Consider the following 15755-nt stretch of genomic DNA (forward strand, 5'->3'; position numbering starts at 1 on the left):
TCGAACTGGCGGCCGGCCAGGCGGTGCGCCTGGCCACCGCCGGCGGCGCGAGCATCACGATCGAAGGCGGCCACCTCGTCGTCAGCTGCCCGGGCGAGATCAAGGTGCACGCGGGCAAGAAGTCGTTCGTCGGGCCGACGCAGCTGTCGCGGGAGATGAATGGCTGGCCGCAAAGCAAGTTCAACGAGCGTTTTCAGGCGGTGTTCCCGGATGGCGAACCAGCGAGGAACAGGCGCTACGTCATCACCCGTGCCGACGGCGCCAAGATCCATGGAGTTACGGACGCGATGGGCAACATCGACTTGCAGAAGGGCTTGGGACCAGAAACGCTCTCGATCGATATCCTGGATGAAGCCGAAGGAGGGATGTCGTGAGCGTGCCCCCCGACAAAGCCAGGGAGGCGATCGGCGCGCTTGGCTCGCAAGGGCAATCGCGGTACGAATGGAGCCTGACCTCCTCCGCGTTGCTCGATCCGGTGCGGTTGGTACTCCCTCCTCCGTATGTACTGCCCGTGATCTTTGTTCCAGGGATCATGGGGTCGAACCTTATGGACACGGACGGTAATAAGGTGTGGCGTCTGGACACCACCTTCGGGCAACCCCTTGGCTTGGCTCGAAAAATGGCATTCAGCGGGCCTGCGGCGCGCCAACGCTTGATGCACCCGGCCCGAACCCAGGTCGATCCGCGTGGCAACGTGCCGGGAAAGGCAAAGGGTTCGGTCAGCAACAAGAGTCAATACCGAGAGGAACGCTTCTGGGGCGAGATCGCCGAAAGCAGCTACCATGAATTCCTGCTTTGGCTCGAGGATCGGCTGAATGGCCAAGGCTACAATCCGGCTCGGTGGCAGGACTTTTTCTACACGGCGGTGAGTGCGGCCCCCAAGCCGGGTGAACGTCCATCAGAGCCGAAGCTCCACCCTGGCATCCCGATGCAGATGCGCGGCTTCAACCCGCTTGGGTATCTGGACGGTGAAGCCGGGGTTTCGCCGCGAGCGGAGGTGGTGACCTCGGATGACTTGCTCAAACGCGCCAAGTTCCGGATGCCGGTATACGCCTGCGGTTACAACTGGCTGGATTCGAATACTCGGGCCGCTGAACGTCTCAAGGGTCGCATCGATCAAGTCATCGCCGCCAATAACCGCAATGGCTACAAATGCGAGCAGGTGATCCTGATAACCCATTCCATGGGGGGGCTAGTCGCGCGCCGCTGTGCGCTGATGGCCGGGATGCAGGACAAGATCGCTGGGATCGTACACGGTGTGATGCCGGCAGTCGGCGCGGCGGTCGCCTATCGCCGATGCAAAGTCGGGATGCGCGATGAGGACTTCGTAGCCGGTCTGGTCATCGGCAGCAATGGGCGCGAGGTGACCGCCGTCTTCTCGCAAGCGCCAGGCGCGCTGCAGTTGCTACCTTCGCGCGAGTACAGGTCGAACTGGCTGAAAATCAAGGACGCCAACGGCCGCGACATCGAGACGCAACCGTCTACAGACCCTTACGTAGACATTTATCTGAAGCGGGATCGCTGGTGGGGCTTGGTCCGAGAAGAGTGGCTGCGTCCCGAAGGTGGCAGACCGCTCGCATGGGACGAGTACGCAGCAAACGTGCGGATAGCCAAGAGTTTCCATGAGCAGATCCAGGGCGAATACCACCCGGTAACTTATGTCTACTATGGTGCCGACTCGGACCAGGCCAGTTTCGAAACTGTGTGCTGGCGGATGAAGGCGGGCATCAAGCCCGATTCGCGTCCCGCCCCAACTCCCGCCCAGGTCCGCGACATGCGTTTCGATCAGGTTAGGGAGGATGGTAGCAATCCGTTTTATGTAGGAGGAAAGCTCGAGGTCGTGCCTGCTTATGGCTATATGGCTCCCGCAAGCACCTACCAAAGCAGCTATTGGGAGCTCCATGCCGAGAAACAAGATGGCGGTGGCGATGGTACGGTGCCCACGAGCTCTGGCCGTGCACCATTGTTCCTAGGCAAGCACAAGAACCGGATACGCCAGCAGTTTCGACTTACCGGATTCGGACACGAGCCTTCTTACAAAGATCAACGTGCTCAACAGGCGACGCTCTTCGGCCTGAGCAAGATCGTTGCAGCGGCTAAAATTCCCACGTGACGACTCGATTCCTTCCAACCCTGGCATTCGCGGTCCTGACGCTCACGACAGGATGTCAATCCAGCGAAAGAGAGCCCCTATCCATGCTCCAGAATATGCGAACGCACTGCGTCGGCCGTTTTCTAATAGAACTCCCATTGGAATTCCGGCAGCGCCATTCAGCGGTGGATAGTGCAGCAGACGCGACCTTCTATTTCGGTCACGATGCCGATTTCAAGACCATTGACGTTTCGGTGGTTGGCGAGGGGCTTGATACGGCAGCCTTCGATTCCAGAGTAAAACAACGCGCCGAGACGCTGTCGGTGCAGACTAACTATGAAAAGAATGCCTCTATGTTGGTCGCCGAGCAGGTTTGGGCGCCCGGCCAGATCCTGTTGCGTTACTACGCGACTCCGGACATCGCCGACTCCTTCGTGCACGAGTTGCACCTATTGGTGGATGGCGCGCATGTGGTCGCCAGGACCAAGTCGTTCGACGCTCCAGTCGCTCCTGCGGAAAGCCGTTTAAGGGCGCTGGTGCCGCACGTGTCGCGTGTTTCGGATCCCGCCCGCGCCAACGGCTTTTGTCTAGGTCCGGTAGCTGTTTCTGTCGATAGCGATTACGAGGAGGCCGATCTCCGGTTCGGGGCAGGAGCCGAAGGGCAGCCTTTGATGTTGGCGATAGAGTTCAGCACGTTTGGCCAGGCCAACGGCGAACCGTCTCTAATCGAACGGGGCGAGGCCAATTTGGCCGGTCTTGGCGTTAATCCAAAAGCCCTGAAGAAAGGTGCCTTGTCCCTCGCCGGCCTGCCAGCCGAGCAATGGCTGGGCCGGTTCGACGAAGGCGGTGCCAGGCAGCACGGTTTCTACGCCGAAACCACAGGCAAGTCGCAGAGCAAGAGTGAGCCCAAGATTCATCTTGAATTGTTTACTGGCGGGCAACTTGCGGACGGCGGCTATGCCGCTTCGCCGCTGGATGACGAACAGGCAATGCGATTATGGGATGGCATTATAACGACGCTACGCCGGCGGTGACTGGTCGCTGACGAAGAGCGGCGGTTTTTTCGCTAAGGTTTACGGCAGCCCATGGCCTTTGAGCTGTCAGGCCGGATCCATGACGATCCGCCACCAGCCGTGCATGAACTGAATACGGCCGCACTGCCTCCTTTCTTGCTTGCGCACGGCCCTGTGCTGTCCGAATACGAAGCGGGTCACTCCAGGTGGACGCGATGCCCGATCGAGGTGCCAAGATCGTCATCGGTACCTTTGTCTCGAAGGAACTCGATCGGACTGGCTGCCTCGGCCATTGCCTGCGCTTCAAACGCGGGGAGCTCCAGGGTTTGGCAGTTGATTGAAAGGAAATTGTCGAGCATAAATGGAGCTTCCCTTGAACATGAAGTCCTAAGCGCTATCGCCATTATGTCAACGATGAGAGCGCGGTGCGGGAAGAGCAATTAATCGCCTTCATTTCTTTTGTGGCTTGAACACGCGCATCTCAGTCGGCAGCCCCGCCGGAGTCTCGGCGGCAGCGGGGCGGCAGCGGGCGGCAGCCAGCGCCGGCGCTGGCGTGCAGGGGCTGTGGCACGCGCAACGCGTCCAAGTACAGCTCGGCGCGCGCTGCCTCGCCGTAGTGGCCGACGCGTTGCATCGCGTAGACCTCGCGCGGGGGGCAGGTGCGGGCCGGCCGGTTTGGGCACGGCGGTGGCCCATTATCTCTACCTGCGGCCTATTCGCTGGCGTCGGCGAGATGGAAACGCAGCTCGGCCGGACAACTGTAACCGTGAACGAGTCGAAATCAGGGGGCTTGCTCGACGTCTTCAATCACCAGCTTATTGTTTTTTATTATTACTCGCTTATCGCTGATCTCGAAATCTGGGGGGGTTGAGATTTGAAATCGGGCCACCTCAGGATAGATTGAGCTCGAGAGTGCTTCCCTGGGGCTGTCTCCCCGGTCAGATACAAGCGAGATCGATTCAAGGCAGCTTTGGACAAGGACTTTGTCGCGCAGACGGACTACGTCTTTGTCAATGCTGACGAGTAAAATATGGTCCTCGTGACCGGCACCACAATATCCTTCTGTATTTTGCGATCTAGATGCCGTGCGGGTGACAACCGCAAAAGCAGGGGCTGCCTCGAAAGTGAAGGGCCATCGACTCAACACGAATGCCTCATCGGCCTTTGACAATTCTTTCCGAAGGCCGGGCTCTATCTGGAGGTCCTGCTTTCGATGTCGATATTCGAGGGCGCCTGCCGGTGATTTCCCTCGGGGCTCGATTTTAATCTGAGCACCATCTGGCAGGCAAAAGGCCAAGTCTGCTGCATGCGCCTGCGCGCAAGCCAGCAGGAGGGCGCTCATGATGATTTTGCTGCTCTTGATCGAGATGGTCGGCATAACGTGGTGACCTGCCTCCAGCAGCCGTACCAGTCATTCCTGACAAAGTCAGGGATGAAGGCTACTGCGTTGTTGCCCTGTTGTGCTCGATGCCTGGCCGCGAACGCGATGTCGCGCCGGGTGCGCTCCCCGCTCTCGCCGACGAGCGACTCCGGGCCCGCGCGGGCCGGCTTCGGTCGCGCCGCTCAGTCGCAGGCCGCGCCGTGCCCGGCCAGGCCGACCAGATCGCCGGCCCGCGCCACGCCGGACAGCAACAGGTAGCGATAGGCGCAGCCGGCCTCGCGGTAGGCGGAGGCGCCCAGCACCAGGTCGAGGCGGCCGTCGCGGTCGAGGTCGCCGGCGAACTCCACCTGGAAGTTCAGCGCGTACCCGCGCCCGCCCGGCCATTCGGGGTCCGGCCGCCAATGCGCCAGGACCTGCCGCCGGCCGGCGTGTTCCAGCCGCAATTCGCAATCCTGGCCCGCGGCCCCGGCGCAGCCGTCGACGAGTCGCCAGCGCCCGTTGGCGAGTGCGAACGCGCGCGTCCGGCCCGGCGCGAGCGCGCCGCCGGGGTCGAGCGCGATCGCCGGGCCCGGCCGCAGCGCGCTGCCGCGCAGCGCCCAGGCGCCCGGCTCGAATTCGCCGCGCGGATCGTGCAGGCGGACCAGGCCGTAGGAATCGGCGTGGCCGCGCAGTTCGCGGGCGACCAGCCGGGCCCGCGCGCCGTGCCCGGCGAGCAGCAGGTAGCGCATCGCCGGCTGCGCGGCCGAATACGGGTCGGGCGGGGCAGCCGGGTCGGCGATCTCGGCGAATTCGGCCAGCGGCCCGGCGGCCGCCGGCAGCGCCAGCGGCCAGAACCCCTCGTCCGCGCCGCCGGCCAGGGCGGCGGCCAGCCACAACGCGGCCAGCGGCATCGTCGCGGTCCCGCGCGTCGGCGGTCAGTAGCGGGGCAGCGCCGGGTCGTGGTCGGCCCAGGCATCGATTCCGCCGGCGACGTTGTAGACCTCGCGGAAGCCGAGCCCGCGGAAATGTTCGGCGGCCTGCTGGCTGCGCCCGCCGCGGTGGCAGAGGAAGGCGATCGGCGCATCCGGGGGCAGGCTCTCGAGCGCGTCGAGGCCCTGGTCCAGGGTGTCGAACGCCACCGGCGCCGCGGCCAGCGCGCGCTCCTCGGCCGGGCGCACGTCGACCAGGCGCAGCGCGCCGGCGCGCACCCGCGCCTCCGCCTCCGCCGGCGAGAGCTGCCGCACCGGCGGCGGCGCGTGCGGGTCGTGCACGACCAGGCCGCGGCCGCGTTCGTCGTCCACCCAGTCGATGCTCACGCCGTCCGCGCGGCGCGCCTGCAGCACGCTGGTCTGGATGCGCACCCCGTCCAGCTCGACCGCCGCCGCGTGGGCGTCCACCGGCGCCAGCTGCAGGCGCGCGTTGTTGCGGGCATCGAACTCGAGCTGCACCGCGTAGCCGGCGCCGGCGTCGGCCAGCGCGCCGCGCAGCATCTGCAGCGCGGCCGGGCCGACGGTGATCCGCGGCGGGCTGCGGTCCGGCTGCGGCAGGCCGAGCAGGCCGTGCAGTTCGCCGCTGCCGGCCAGTTGCTCGACGATGTCGCTGCCGCCGACCAGCTCGCCGCCGATGTACAGCTGCGGGATCGTCGGCCAGTTGCCGTAGGCCTTGATGCCCTCGCGGATCTCCGGGTCGGACAGCACGTCCACGTGCGCGTAGCCCTGCGGCAGCAGCGCGTTCAGCACCGCCGCGGCCTTGGCCGAGAAACCGCACTGGGGCGCGTTCGGCGCGCCCTTCATGAACAGCACGACGCGGTTGGACTGGAGCAGGGTGTCGATGCGCGAACGCAGCGCGGGGTCGAGGGACATGGCGGAGCACCGGGTGGGAATGGGGCCGAGTTGGGGGCGGCGGGGAAGGGGCGCAAGGCGTGCGCGGCATTTTCGCCCGCGCGCGCCGGGCGGATGTCGCGTGGCGGTCAGCCGCGCAGCAGGCGCCGGGCCTGCGGCAGCGCGCGCGCGGTCCACAGCGCGTACATCGCCGCCGACGGATGCAGGCCGTCCTCGGCCAGCATCGCCGGCTCGGCGCCGCGCTCGCGCGAGACCGGGGTGATGTCGACGTAGGCCACGCCGTGCGCCGCGCACGCCGCTTCGGCGGCGGCATTGTAGGCGTCGATCCCGGTGGCGACGGTCTCCGGCCGCGCCGGCGTGGTGCGCACGAACGGGGTCACGCCCCAGTCCGGGATCGACAGCACCAGCACCCGGTCGGCGCGGCCGCCCGCGTAGCCGATCGCGCGCCGCAGCAGCGCCTCGAACTGGCCGCGGTAGTCGGCCACGCTGCGCCCGCGGTACTGGTTGTTGACGCCGATCAGCAGGCTGACGAAGTCCCAGGACCCGAGTGGCTCGGCCGCGTCCAGCGCGGCGGTCAGCTCGTCGGTGGTCCAGCCGGTGGTGGCGACGATGCGCGGCGGCGCCAGCCCGATCCCTTCGGCCCGCAACGCCGCGGCCAGCTGCACCGGCCAGCGCCCGGCCTCGGCCACGCCTTCGCCGATGGTGTAGCTGTCGCCGAGGGCCAGGTAGGTGAGCATGGGGCCAGGAACTCGAGGTCAGGGACGGGGAACGGGAGAACGCGTGGTCCGTTCGACAAGCCCGGGAACCGAAACCTCGCTCGTTTCCCGTTCCTCTTCGGCCGGTCCCGCCGTCAGGCCACCGCGGCCCGCGCGTCCGCCGCGCCGGCGTAGCGGTCGAGCAGGCGCTCGATGCGGCGGAACACCTCGCGCAGGTCGTCCGGCTGCGGCAGCAGGGTGACGCGGAAGTGGTTGCGGTAGGGCACGTTGAAGCTCGAGCCCGGGACCACCAGCACGTCCTCGGTCTCCAGCAGCTCCAGCGCGAAGCGGTGGTCGTCGAAGCCGGCCGCGGCCGCGCCGGTCACCGCCGGGAACGCGTACAGCGCGCCGGCCGGCGCGACCAGCGCGAGGTGGCGGCTGGCGGCGACGCTCTCGATCACCGCGCGGCGCGCCTCGTACAGGCGGCCGCCGGGGGCGCACAGCGCGCCGATCGTGTCCTCGCCCTGCAGCGCCGCCTCGATCGCGAATTGCCCCGGCACGTTCGCGCACAGGCGCAGCGCGCCGAGCAGGTCCATCGCGTGGTGGAAATCGCCGCTGGCGACCGGGTCGCCCGACAGCACCGCCCAGCCCACGCGCCAGCCGCAGGCGCGGTGCACCTTGGACAGGCCGCCGAAGCTCAGGCACGGCAGGTCGCCGGCCAGCGGCGCGACCGGCTCGAACCCCGCGCCGTCGTAGAGGATCGAGTCGTAGATCTCGTCGCACATCAGCAGCAGCTTGTGGCGCGCGGCGATGGCGACGATCCGCTCCAGCAGCGCGCGCGGGTAGGCGGCGCCGGTGGGGTTGTTGGGGTTGATCAGCACGATCGCGCGGGTGCGGCCGGACACCAGCGACTCGATCTCGTCCGGGTCGGGCAGGAAGCCGTTTTCCGGTCGGCAGCGGTAGTACACCGGGCGGCCGTCGTTGAGGATGGTCGCCGCCGACCACAGCGGGTAGTCGGGCGAGGGCAGCAGCACCTCGTCGCCGGGATCGAGCAGCGCGCGCAGGCTCAGGTCGATCAGTTCGCTGACGCCGTTGCCGACGAACACCCGCTCCGGGCTCGCGTTCGGCGTGCCGCGGCGCTTGTGGAACGCGGCGATCGCCTCGCGCGCGGCCGGCAGGCCCTGCTGGTGGGTGTACGGGTCGGTGTCGGCGATGCGGTCGGCGATCGCGCGCTGCAGGTGTTCCGGCGCGCGGAAGCCGAACGCGCCCGGGTTGCCGATGTTGAGCTTGATCAGGCGGCGGCCCTGCGCCTCCAGCTCGCGGGCCCGGCGCGCCAGCTCGCCGCGGATCTCGTAACGGACTTCGGACAGGCGTGCGCGGGTCTTCACGGGAGGCGAGGGCATCGGGGCGGAACGGCGGCGGCAACGGGCGGGAATGCCCGCCAGACTAGCCTAATCGGCGCACCGGTTCAGCCGCGGCGCGCGCGAACCGCGCGCCGCGGCCGGAAAAAACCGCGTCGCAGCCCCTAGAATCGCCCGCATGGTCCTGGCCGATACCGCCCGCGTGAATTCCGACGCCCTGCGCCGCATCGGCTGGCCCGGGCCGGCCGACGGCGGCGCGCCGGCCCTGCCCGGCTGGGCCGAGGCCCTGGCCGCGCACCCGCAGGCGCAGCCGGCGCGCGTGGTCGAGCAGCACCGCAACGGCTACGTCGTCGCCGACGGCCCGGAACACGGCTTCGCCGCCGAGTCGCTCCCGGAATGGCAGCGCCCGCGCTTCCCCGCCGAGCGGCGCGCCGGGGTCGGCGACTGGGTGCTGGTCGAGGGCCGCCGCATCGTCGCCCTGCTGCCGCGCTACAGCGCGATCAAGCGCGGCGCCGCCGGCGAGCACTACAAGCAGCAGCTGATCGCCGCCAACGTCGACACCGTGTTCGTGGTCTGCGGCCTCGACGCGGACTTCAACCCGCGCCGGATCGAGCGCTACCTGCTGCTGGTGCGCGGCGGCGGCGTGGAGCCGGTGGTGGTGCTGACCAAGGCCGACCTCGCCGCCGAAGCGGACGCCGAAGCGAACGCGCTGGCCGCGCTGCTCGAGCTCGCCGAGCCGGCCGCCCAGGGCGTACCGGTGCGCGCAGTCAACGCCAAGGACCGTGCCAGCGTCGCCGCGCTCGACCCGTGGCTGCAGCCCGGCCGCACCGCGGTGCTGGTGGGCAGTTCCGGCGCCGGCAAGTCGACCCTGACCAACACCCTGCTCGGCGTCGAACGGATGAAGACCGGCGAGGTGCGCGAGCGCGACTCGCGCGGCCGCCACACCACCACCTACCGCGCGCTGCTGCCGCTGCCCTCGGGCGCCTGCCTGATCGACACCCCGGGCATGCGCGAGCTCAAGCCCACCGGCGAGGAGGACGTGGCCGAGAGCTTCGCCGACATCGAGGCCCTGGCCGAGCAGTGCCGCTTCCGCGACTGCGCCCACCTGCGCGAGCCCGGTTGCGCGGTGCGCGCCGCGATCGAGTCCGGGCGGCTGGACCCGCAGCGCTACGCCCACTACCTCAAGCTGCGCGACGAGGTCGCCGGCGCCGCCGACAAGCTCGCCCACCGCCGCGCCCAGAAGGCCGAAGAGAAGGTGCTCGGCAAGGCGCTGAACAAGCGCCTGGACGACAAGTACGGGCGCCACTGAACCGCATGGCCGGGCTCGCCGCGGACATCGCCCACCACGCCGCGCTCGACGCGCGCATGGTCAAGGCCGCGCGCGACATCCGCCTGCTGGCGCTGGCCAGCTGGCCAGCGGGGATCGAGGTCGAGTTCCTGGAGGCCTACGCGCGCGGCGCCGCCAGGCCGCCGCAGGTCGAATACCCGAAGCTGGACTTCGCCGACGCGCGCGCCGAGCTGGCGGCGATCGCCGCGGCCGCCGACGCGCAGCACCCGCTCGGCGCCTACATCGCCGAATCGGCGCGCAGCTGGATCGAGGCCGCGCAGCTGTGCGAGGCGCTCGGCACGCGCGCGGTCACCGCGCACTCGGTGCGCCTGTTCGGCCAGCCGGACGAGCCGCTGCCCGGCAACGGCCCCAGCACCCGCGAGGCCGCGCGCCACTTCATCTCGATCGCCGACGAGCTCGACCACGAGCTGCTGTCGCCGGCCGAGCAGATCGCGATCTCGGCGACCGCGCTGCAGCTGCAACTGCAGCGCGACCTCGACGACTACTTCGACGGCCGCGTGATCGAGGTCGAGCTCGACCCGGACCTGATCGCCAAGGCCGCCGCCGGCGCCACCCGCATCCGCCTGCGCCACGGCGCCGCCTTCAGCGACTACGACCGCCACCAGCTGCTGCAGCACGAAGCCTTCGTGCACTCGCTGACCGCGCTCAACGGCCGCGCCCAGCCGGTGCTCGCCAGCCTGGGCCTGGCCTCGCCGCGCACCACCGCGACCCAGGAAGGCCTGGCCACCTTCGCCGAGCAGATCACCGGCAGCATCGACATCGGCCGGATGAAGCGGCTGAGCCTGCGCATCGAGGCGGTGGCGATGGCGCTGGACGGCGCCGACTTCATCGAGGTGTTCCGCTACTTCCTCGGCGCGGGCCAGTCGCCGGAGGACAGCTTCGCCTCGGCGCAGCGCGTGTTCCGCGGCGTGCCGACCGGCGGCGGCGCGGCCTTCACCAAGGACACGGTGTACCTGCGCGGCCTGGTCGGCGTGCACACCTTCTTCCGCTGGGCGCTGCGCCAGCAGAAGCTGCAGCTGTGCCGCTGGCTGTTCGCCGGCAAGATGACGCTGGGCGACGTGCAGCGCTTCGAACCGCTGTTCGAGTCCGGCGTGCTGGCCCCGGCGCGCTGGCTGCCGCGCTGGATCGCCCGCGCCAGCGGCCTGGCCGGGATGCTCGCGTTCTCGCTGTTCGTCAACCGCATCCGCCTGGACCGCATCGTCGCCGAAGAGCACGTGCCGGACCTGTAGCGCGCCTGCCGCATCGCAACATCGCGCCCGCCGAGGCGACGCGGGGCCACGGTTAAAGAACCCGCCGGAAGAAAGCCGCTAGAATCGGCGGCCCGTCCGTGGCCGCCTTCCTGATGTCCGAACAACCGCCGTCCGCCAACGACCTCAAGCAAGCCGCGCTCGACTACCACCGCCTGCACCCGCGCGGCAAGATCAAGGTGACCGCGACCAAGCCGATGGTGACCCAGCGCGACCTGGCGCTGGCCTACTCGCCCGGCGTGGCCTACGCCTGCGAGGCGATTGTCGCCGACCCCACCGCCGCCAGCGAGCTCACCGCGCGCGGCAACCTGGTCGCGGTGATCAGCAACGGCACCGCGGTGCTCGGCCTGGGCGACATCGGCCCGCTGGCCGGCAAGCCGGTGATGGAAGGCAAGGGCGTGCTGTTCCAGAAGTTCGCCGGCATCGACGTGTTCGACATCGAGGTCGACGAGCGCGACCCGGACAAGCTGGTCGAGATCATCGCCTCGCTGGAGCCGACCTTCGGCGGCATCAACCTCGAGGACATCAAGGCGCCGGAGTGCTTCATCGTCGAGCGCAAGCTGCGCGAGCGGATGAGGATCCCGGTGTTCCACGACGACCAGCACGGCACCGCGATCATCGTCGGCGCCGCGGTGCTCAACGCGCTGGAGATCGTCGGCAAGCGGATCGAGGACGTGAAGCTGGCCACCGCCGGCGCCGGCGCCGCCGGCATCGCCTGCCTGGACATGCTGGTCGCGCTGGGCCTGAAGCCGGAGAACATCCTGGCGGTCGACCGCGACGGCGTGCTGCACCCCGGCCGCGCCGACCTGGACCCGGACAAGCGCCGCTACGCGCGCGAGACCGACAAGCGCTCGCTCGCCGAGATCGTCGAGGGCGCGGACGTGTTCCTCGGCCTGTCCGCCGGCGGCGTGCTCAAGCCGGAGATGGTCGCGAGCATGGCCGACAAGCCGATCATCCTCGCGCTCGCCAACCCCTACCCGGAGATCCTGCCGGAAGAGGCCAAGGCGGTGCGCCCGGACTGCATCGTCGCCACCGGCCGGTCCGACTACCCGAACCAGGTCAACAACGCGCTGTGCTTCCCCTACATCTTCCGCGGCGCGCTCGACGTCGGCGCCACGGTGATCAACGAGGCGATGAAGCTGGCCTGCGTGCGCGCGATCGCGCAGCTGGCGCGGATGGAGTCCTCCGACCTGGCGAGCGCCTACGGCGGCGAGGTGCCGACCTTCGGCCCGGACTACCTGATCCCGCGCCCGTTCGATCCGCGCCTGCTGGTGATGCTGGCGCCCGCGGTGGCCAAGGCGGCGATGGAGTCGGGCGTGGCCACGCGCCCGATCGAGGACATGCGCGCCTACGAGGAGAAGCTCGGCCAGTTCATCTACCGCACCGGCCTGCTGATGAAGCCGGTGTACGACCGCGCCCGCAGCGACCTCAAGCGCGTGGTCTACGCCGAGGGCGAGGAGGAGACGGTGCTGCGCGCGGTGCAGACGGTGATCGACGAGAAGCTCGCCTTCCCGATCCTGATCGGCCGCCCGGACGTGATCGAGACCCGGATCAAGCGCCTCGGCCTGCGCATGCGCGCCGGGGTCGACTTCGAGCTGACCAACATCCACGACGACCCGCGCTTCAACGACTACTGGCAGCAGTACCACGCGCTGACCGAGCGCCGCGGGGTGACGCCGGCCGCGGCCAAGAGCCTGATGCGCTCGCGGCCCACCCTGATCGCCGCGATCATGGTCGAGCGCGGCGAGGCCGACGCGCTGATCTGCGGCCTGGTCGGCCGCTTCCACAAGAAGCTCGGCTACCTGCGCAGCGTGTTCGACTTCGACCGCGGCGTCACCGGCACCGCGGCGATGACCGGCGTGATCAACGACAAGGGCGTGTGGTTCTTCCTCGACACCCACGTCCAGCCCGACCCCAGCGCCGAGCAGATCGCCGAGGCCACCCTGCAGGCGACCTACCGCCTCAAGCTGTTCGGCGTGGAGCCGAAGGTCGCGCTGCTGTCGCACAGCAACTTCGGCAGCCACGACAACGCCTCGGCGGCGAAGATGCGCCGCGTCTACCAGATCATCCGGCAGCGCGCGCCGCGGCTGGAGATCGACGGCGAGATGCAGGCCGACACCGCCTGGGACGAGGACCTGCGCCGGCGCATGTTCCCCAACACCGCGCTCAAGGGCCGGCCGAACCTGTTCGTGATGCCGAACCTCGACGCGGCCAACATCGCCTACAACATCACCCGGGTGATGACCGACGGCGTGGCGATCGGCCCGATCCTGATGGGCCTGGACAAGCCGGCGCACATCCTCACCCCGGCCTCGACCCCGCGCCGGGTGGTCAACATGACCGCGATCGCCGCGGTCGACGCGCAGATCCGCGCCGCGTTCGACGCCGCACGGGGCTGAGCCCGGCTCAGCCCCGCGCAAGCGGGGACGTTGGGGCCGCCGACGGGCGGCACCATCTCGTGCCCTCAAGCGCAGGTCCAAGACCGCCACGGGGCCCCGGCTGCGCGGCAGCGACGCCGAAAAGCCGCCGCGCCCTCACTCCGCGCCGTCCCAGCCGATCCCGACCGTGAACCCGCGCCCCAGCGCCGGCTCGTAGTAGCGGCCGTTGCCTTCGTTGACGATCACCGAGCCGGCGTACTCGCGGTCGAACAGATTGTCGACCCGGGCGAAGCCGTGCCAGCCGCCGCGCCCTCGCCACTGCAGGCGCAGCGCGAAGGTCGCGTAGCCCGGCGCGAACTCGCTGTTGCGGTCGTCCACCGCGATGCGGTCGCTGACGCGCGCCTCCAGCGCCGCCTGCAGGCGCGCGCCGGCGCTGTGCCAGGCCAGCTCGGCGTAGCCGTCGGCGCGCGGGATGCCGGGCACGCGGTTGCCGGCCTCGACCGTGCGCACCTGCTCGGCGCCGCCGTTGAAGACGCGGTACGCGAACGGCGAGACGAAGCGCGCGCGCAGCCAGTTCGCCGCCAGCGCATACGACCACCGCGCGCCGAAGCGCCCTTCCAGCCCGGCCTCCAGGCCCTCGCGCCGGGTGCGGCCGGCGTTGGCGTAGCTGGCGCGGCCGCCGAGGTTCGCCGCCGGCACGATCTCGTCCTCGCCGTCGATCCGATACGCCGTCACGCTCGCGCGCAGGCCTTCGCCCAGGCGCCAGCGCGCGCCGACCTCGGCGCTGTCGTAGCTGGCCGCGCGCAGTTCGCGGTTGAAGCCCGCGCCGCCGTCGGGGCGATAGGACAGCTCGGTCACCGTCGGCGTCTCGAAGCCGCGGCCGGCGCTGGCGAACACCTCGCCGCGGCCGAACGCGCGCGCCAGGCCCAGCGAGGCGGCGGTCTCGCGATAGTCGATGCGGCCGCTGTCGTCGCCGTTGCCGGGCGCGAGGTAGCGGTCGTCCGACTCGAAGCGCAACCGCGCCTGGCGCAGGCCGGCCAGCGCGGTCCAGTGCTCGGCCAGGCGCAGGTCGCCGAGCGCGAACGCCTCGCGGCTGGCGATGCGGTTGTCCTCGTCGCGGCGCAGGCGGCCGCGCACGCCGAGGCGCTCGCCGACGAAGTTCTCGTAGCCTTGCCGGTCCTCGTCGAGCCGGCCGAACTCCACGCCGAGCGCGAGCGCGCCGCGCGCGCCTTCCCAGCGGTGGCCGGCGTCGAAGCCCGCCGAGCGCCGGTCCAGGTCGATCACGCCGCCGGCGCTGGTCGGCGCGCGCTGCGCCGCCACCGGCAGCGCCAGGTACTGCTCGATGCCGCGCCGGATCGCGTAGCCGCCGAGCCAGTACGAACGCCCCGGCGCATAGCCGTGCTCCCAGCGCACCCCGGCCTGGGCGTTGTCGATGCGCTTGCGCGTGTCGAACGCGAGCGCGGCCGGGTCGGTGCCGTGCGGCTCGCGCCGCCACTGCGCGCGGGCCAGGCCGAGCGGGTCGTCGGTGAACGGCTGCGACAGCCCGCCCGCGACCAGGCGCAGGCGCCGCTGCGGGTCCGGCGACCACTGCGCCACCGCGTCCAGCTGCGCGCGTTCGGCCGCGCTGTGCGGACGCTCGCCGCCGGTGACGAAGTGGCTGCCGAGCGCGCGCCAGCGCCAGGCCTGGTCCGCGCTGGCGCCGCGCACGCCGACGCTGGCGCGATGGCTGCCGTGCGAACCGGCCCAGGCCTCGGCGGCGGCGCCCGGCGCGCCGTCCAGCCCGGTCTCGGCGACGATCGCGCCGCCGGCGGCGTTGCCGTACTGCAGCGCCAGCGGCCCGCGCAGCACCTCGACGCGCTCGAGCATGCCGAGCGGGAAGTTCGCCGCCTGGCCCTGCCCGTCCAGCGCCGAGGCCGGGATGCCGTCGACGACCAGCTTGATCCCGCGGATGCCGAAGGTGGAGCGCGCGCCGAAGCCGCGGCTCTGGATCTGCAGGTCCTGCGCGTAGTTCTGCCGGTCGAGCACGCCCACGCCCGGCACCCGCGCCAGCGTCTCGGCCAGGCTGACCTGGCGTTGGCCCGCGCGCAGCGTCTCGCCGTCGATGGCCCCGACCGCGCCGGGGAAGTCCGACAGCGCGCGCGCCGCGCCCAGCACCCGCACCCGGTCGAGCGTGGTGGCGTCGCCGCCGCCGGGTTGCGCCGCGGCGGGCGCGGCGCAGGCGAGCGCGAGCGCGCAGGCGAGCGGCGCCAGGTGCGGCTTCGCGCGGGCCAAGGGCGTGCAACGGGCAGGGCGGGGGAATCGAAACGGCATCGTGCGGGCGTGTCCTGATGGGTGAACCGGGCGCGTGCGCCTGCGCAGTGCGCGAGCGCCGCGGACGAACGTCGACGTCGGCATGCAGGCGCGTCCACGCAGCGGCGCCC

The 15755-nt window shown here is 70.0% G+C and carries 13 protein-coding genes; 6 read left to right on the forward strand and 7 right to left on the reverse strand.

Translation table 11 applies throughout. From position 1 onward, the window contains the following. From EDC50_RS15420 to EDC50_RS15430, 3 genes are all read left to right on the forward strand, one after another. Positions 1-374, forward strand: a 374-nt coding sequence (locus EDC50_RS15420) for a DUF2345 domain-containing protein (RefSeq protein WP_123771391.1), incomplete at its 5' end; no start/stop codon positions are given. Next, positions 371-2113 (forward strand): alpha/beta hydrolase, encoded by a 1743-nt coding sequence (locus tag EDC50_RS15425; RefSeq protein ID WP_199742109.1) that lies wholly within the window; start codon positions 371-373, stop codon positions 2111-2113. The genes EDC50_RS15420 and EDC50_RS15425, both read left to right, overlap by 4 nt. Positions 2114-2196: 83 nt before the next feature. Then, complete coding sequence (locus tag EDC50_RS15430; RefSeq protein WP_123771392.1) at positions 2197-3126, forward strand: T6SS immunity protein Tli4 family protein; 930 nt, start codon at positions 2197-2199, stop codon at positions 3124-3126. A gap of 176 nt (positions 3127-3302) precedes the next feature. On the opposite strand, the gene EDC50_RS16465 is transcribed toward EDC50_RS15430, so the two are convergent. From EDC50_RS16465 to EDC50_RS15455, 6 genes are all read right to left on the reverse strand, one after another. Further along, positions 3303-3464: a hypothetical protein gene (locus EDC50_RS16465; protein ID WP_158635722.1), complete on the reverse strand. Its 162-nt coding sequence runs from the start codon at positions 3462-3464 to the stop codon at positions 3303-3305. Positions 3465-3886: 422 nt separating this feature from the next. Further along, positions 3887-4447 (reverse strand): hypothetical protein, encoded by a 561-nt coding sequence (locus EDC50_RS15435; protein WP_123771393.1) that lies wholly within the window; start codon positions 4445-4447, stop codon positions 3887-3889. Positions 4448-4668: 221 nt separating this feature from the next. Then, positions 4669-5376, reverse strand: a complete 708-nt coding sequence (locus tag EDC50_RS15440) for a hypothetical protein (protein WP_123771394.1) — start codon at positions 5374-5376, stop codon at positions 4669-4671. 24 nt (positions 5377-5400) lie between these two features. Continuing rightward, on the reverse strand, positions 5401-6327 hold the full coding sequence (grxD, locus tag EDC50_RS15445) for a Grx4 family monothiol glutaredoxin (protein WP_123771395.1): 927 nt from the start codon (positions 6325-6327) through the stop codon (positions 5401-5403). Positions 6328-6434: 107 nt separating this feature from the next. Next, positions 6435-7043 carry an SGNH/GDSL hydrolase family protein gene (locus tag EDC50_RS15450; RefSeq protein ID WP_123771396.1) on the reverse strand — a complete coding sequence of 203 codons (609 nt, stop codon included), beginning with the start codon at positions 7041-7043 and terminating at the stop codon, positions 6435-6437. Between the two features lie 113 nt (positions 7044-7156). Then, positions 7157-8404 (reverse strand): aminotransferase class I/II-fold pyridoxal phosphate-dependent enzyme, encoded by a 1248-nt coding sequence (locus EDC50_RS15455; RefSeq protein WP_123771397.1) that lies wholly within the window; start codon positions 8402-8404, stop codon positions 7157-7159. 142 nt (positions 8405-8546) lie between these two features. On the opposite strand from EDC50_RS15455, the gene rsgA reads away from it, so the two are divergent. The 3 genes from rsgA (at position 8547) to EDC50_RS15470 (ending at position 13356) form a co-directional block, all read left to right on the forward strand. Further along, positions 8547-9671 (forward strand): ribosome small subunit-dependent GTPase A, encoded by a 1125-nt coding sequence (rsgA, locus tag EDC50_RS15460; protein ID WP_199742112.1) that lies wholly within the window; start codon positions 8547-8549, stop codon positions 9669-9671. A 5-nt stretch (positions 9672-9676) separates the two neighbouring features. After that, on the forward strand, positions 9677-10939 hold the full coding sequence (locus EDC50_RS15465) for a flavohemoglobin expression-modulating QEGLA motif protein (RefSeq protein WP_123771399.1): 1263 nt from the start codon (positions 9677-9679) through the stop codon (positions 10937-10939). Positions 10940-11052: 113 nt separating this feature from the next. Beyond that, complete coding sequence (locus tag EDC50_RS15470) at positions 11053-13356, forward strand: NADP-dependent malic enzyme (RefSeq protein ID WP_123771400.1); 2304 nt, start codon at positions 11053-11055, stop codon at positions 13354-13356. A 135-nt stretch (positions 13357-13491) separates the two neighbouring features. Here EDC50_RS15470 and EDC50_RS15475 read toward each other — a convergent pair whose 3' ends face one another. Further along, complete coding sequence (locus tag EDC50_RS15475) at positions 13492-15606, reverse strand: TonB-dependent receptor family protein (RefSeq protein ID WP_158635721.1); 2115 nt, start codon at positions 15604-15606, stop codon at positions 13492-13494. Positions 15607-15755: the final 149 nt, after the last annotated feature.

The organism is Vulcaniibacterium tengchongense (assembly GCF_003814555.1).
Lineage (GTDB): Bacteria > Pseudomonadota > Gammaproteobacteria > Xanthomonadales > Xanthomonadaceae > Vulcaniibacterium > Vulcaniibacterium tengchongense.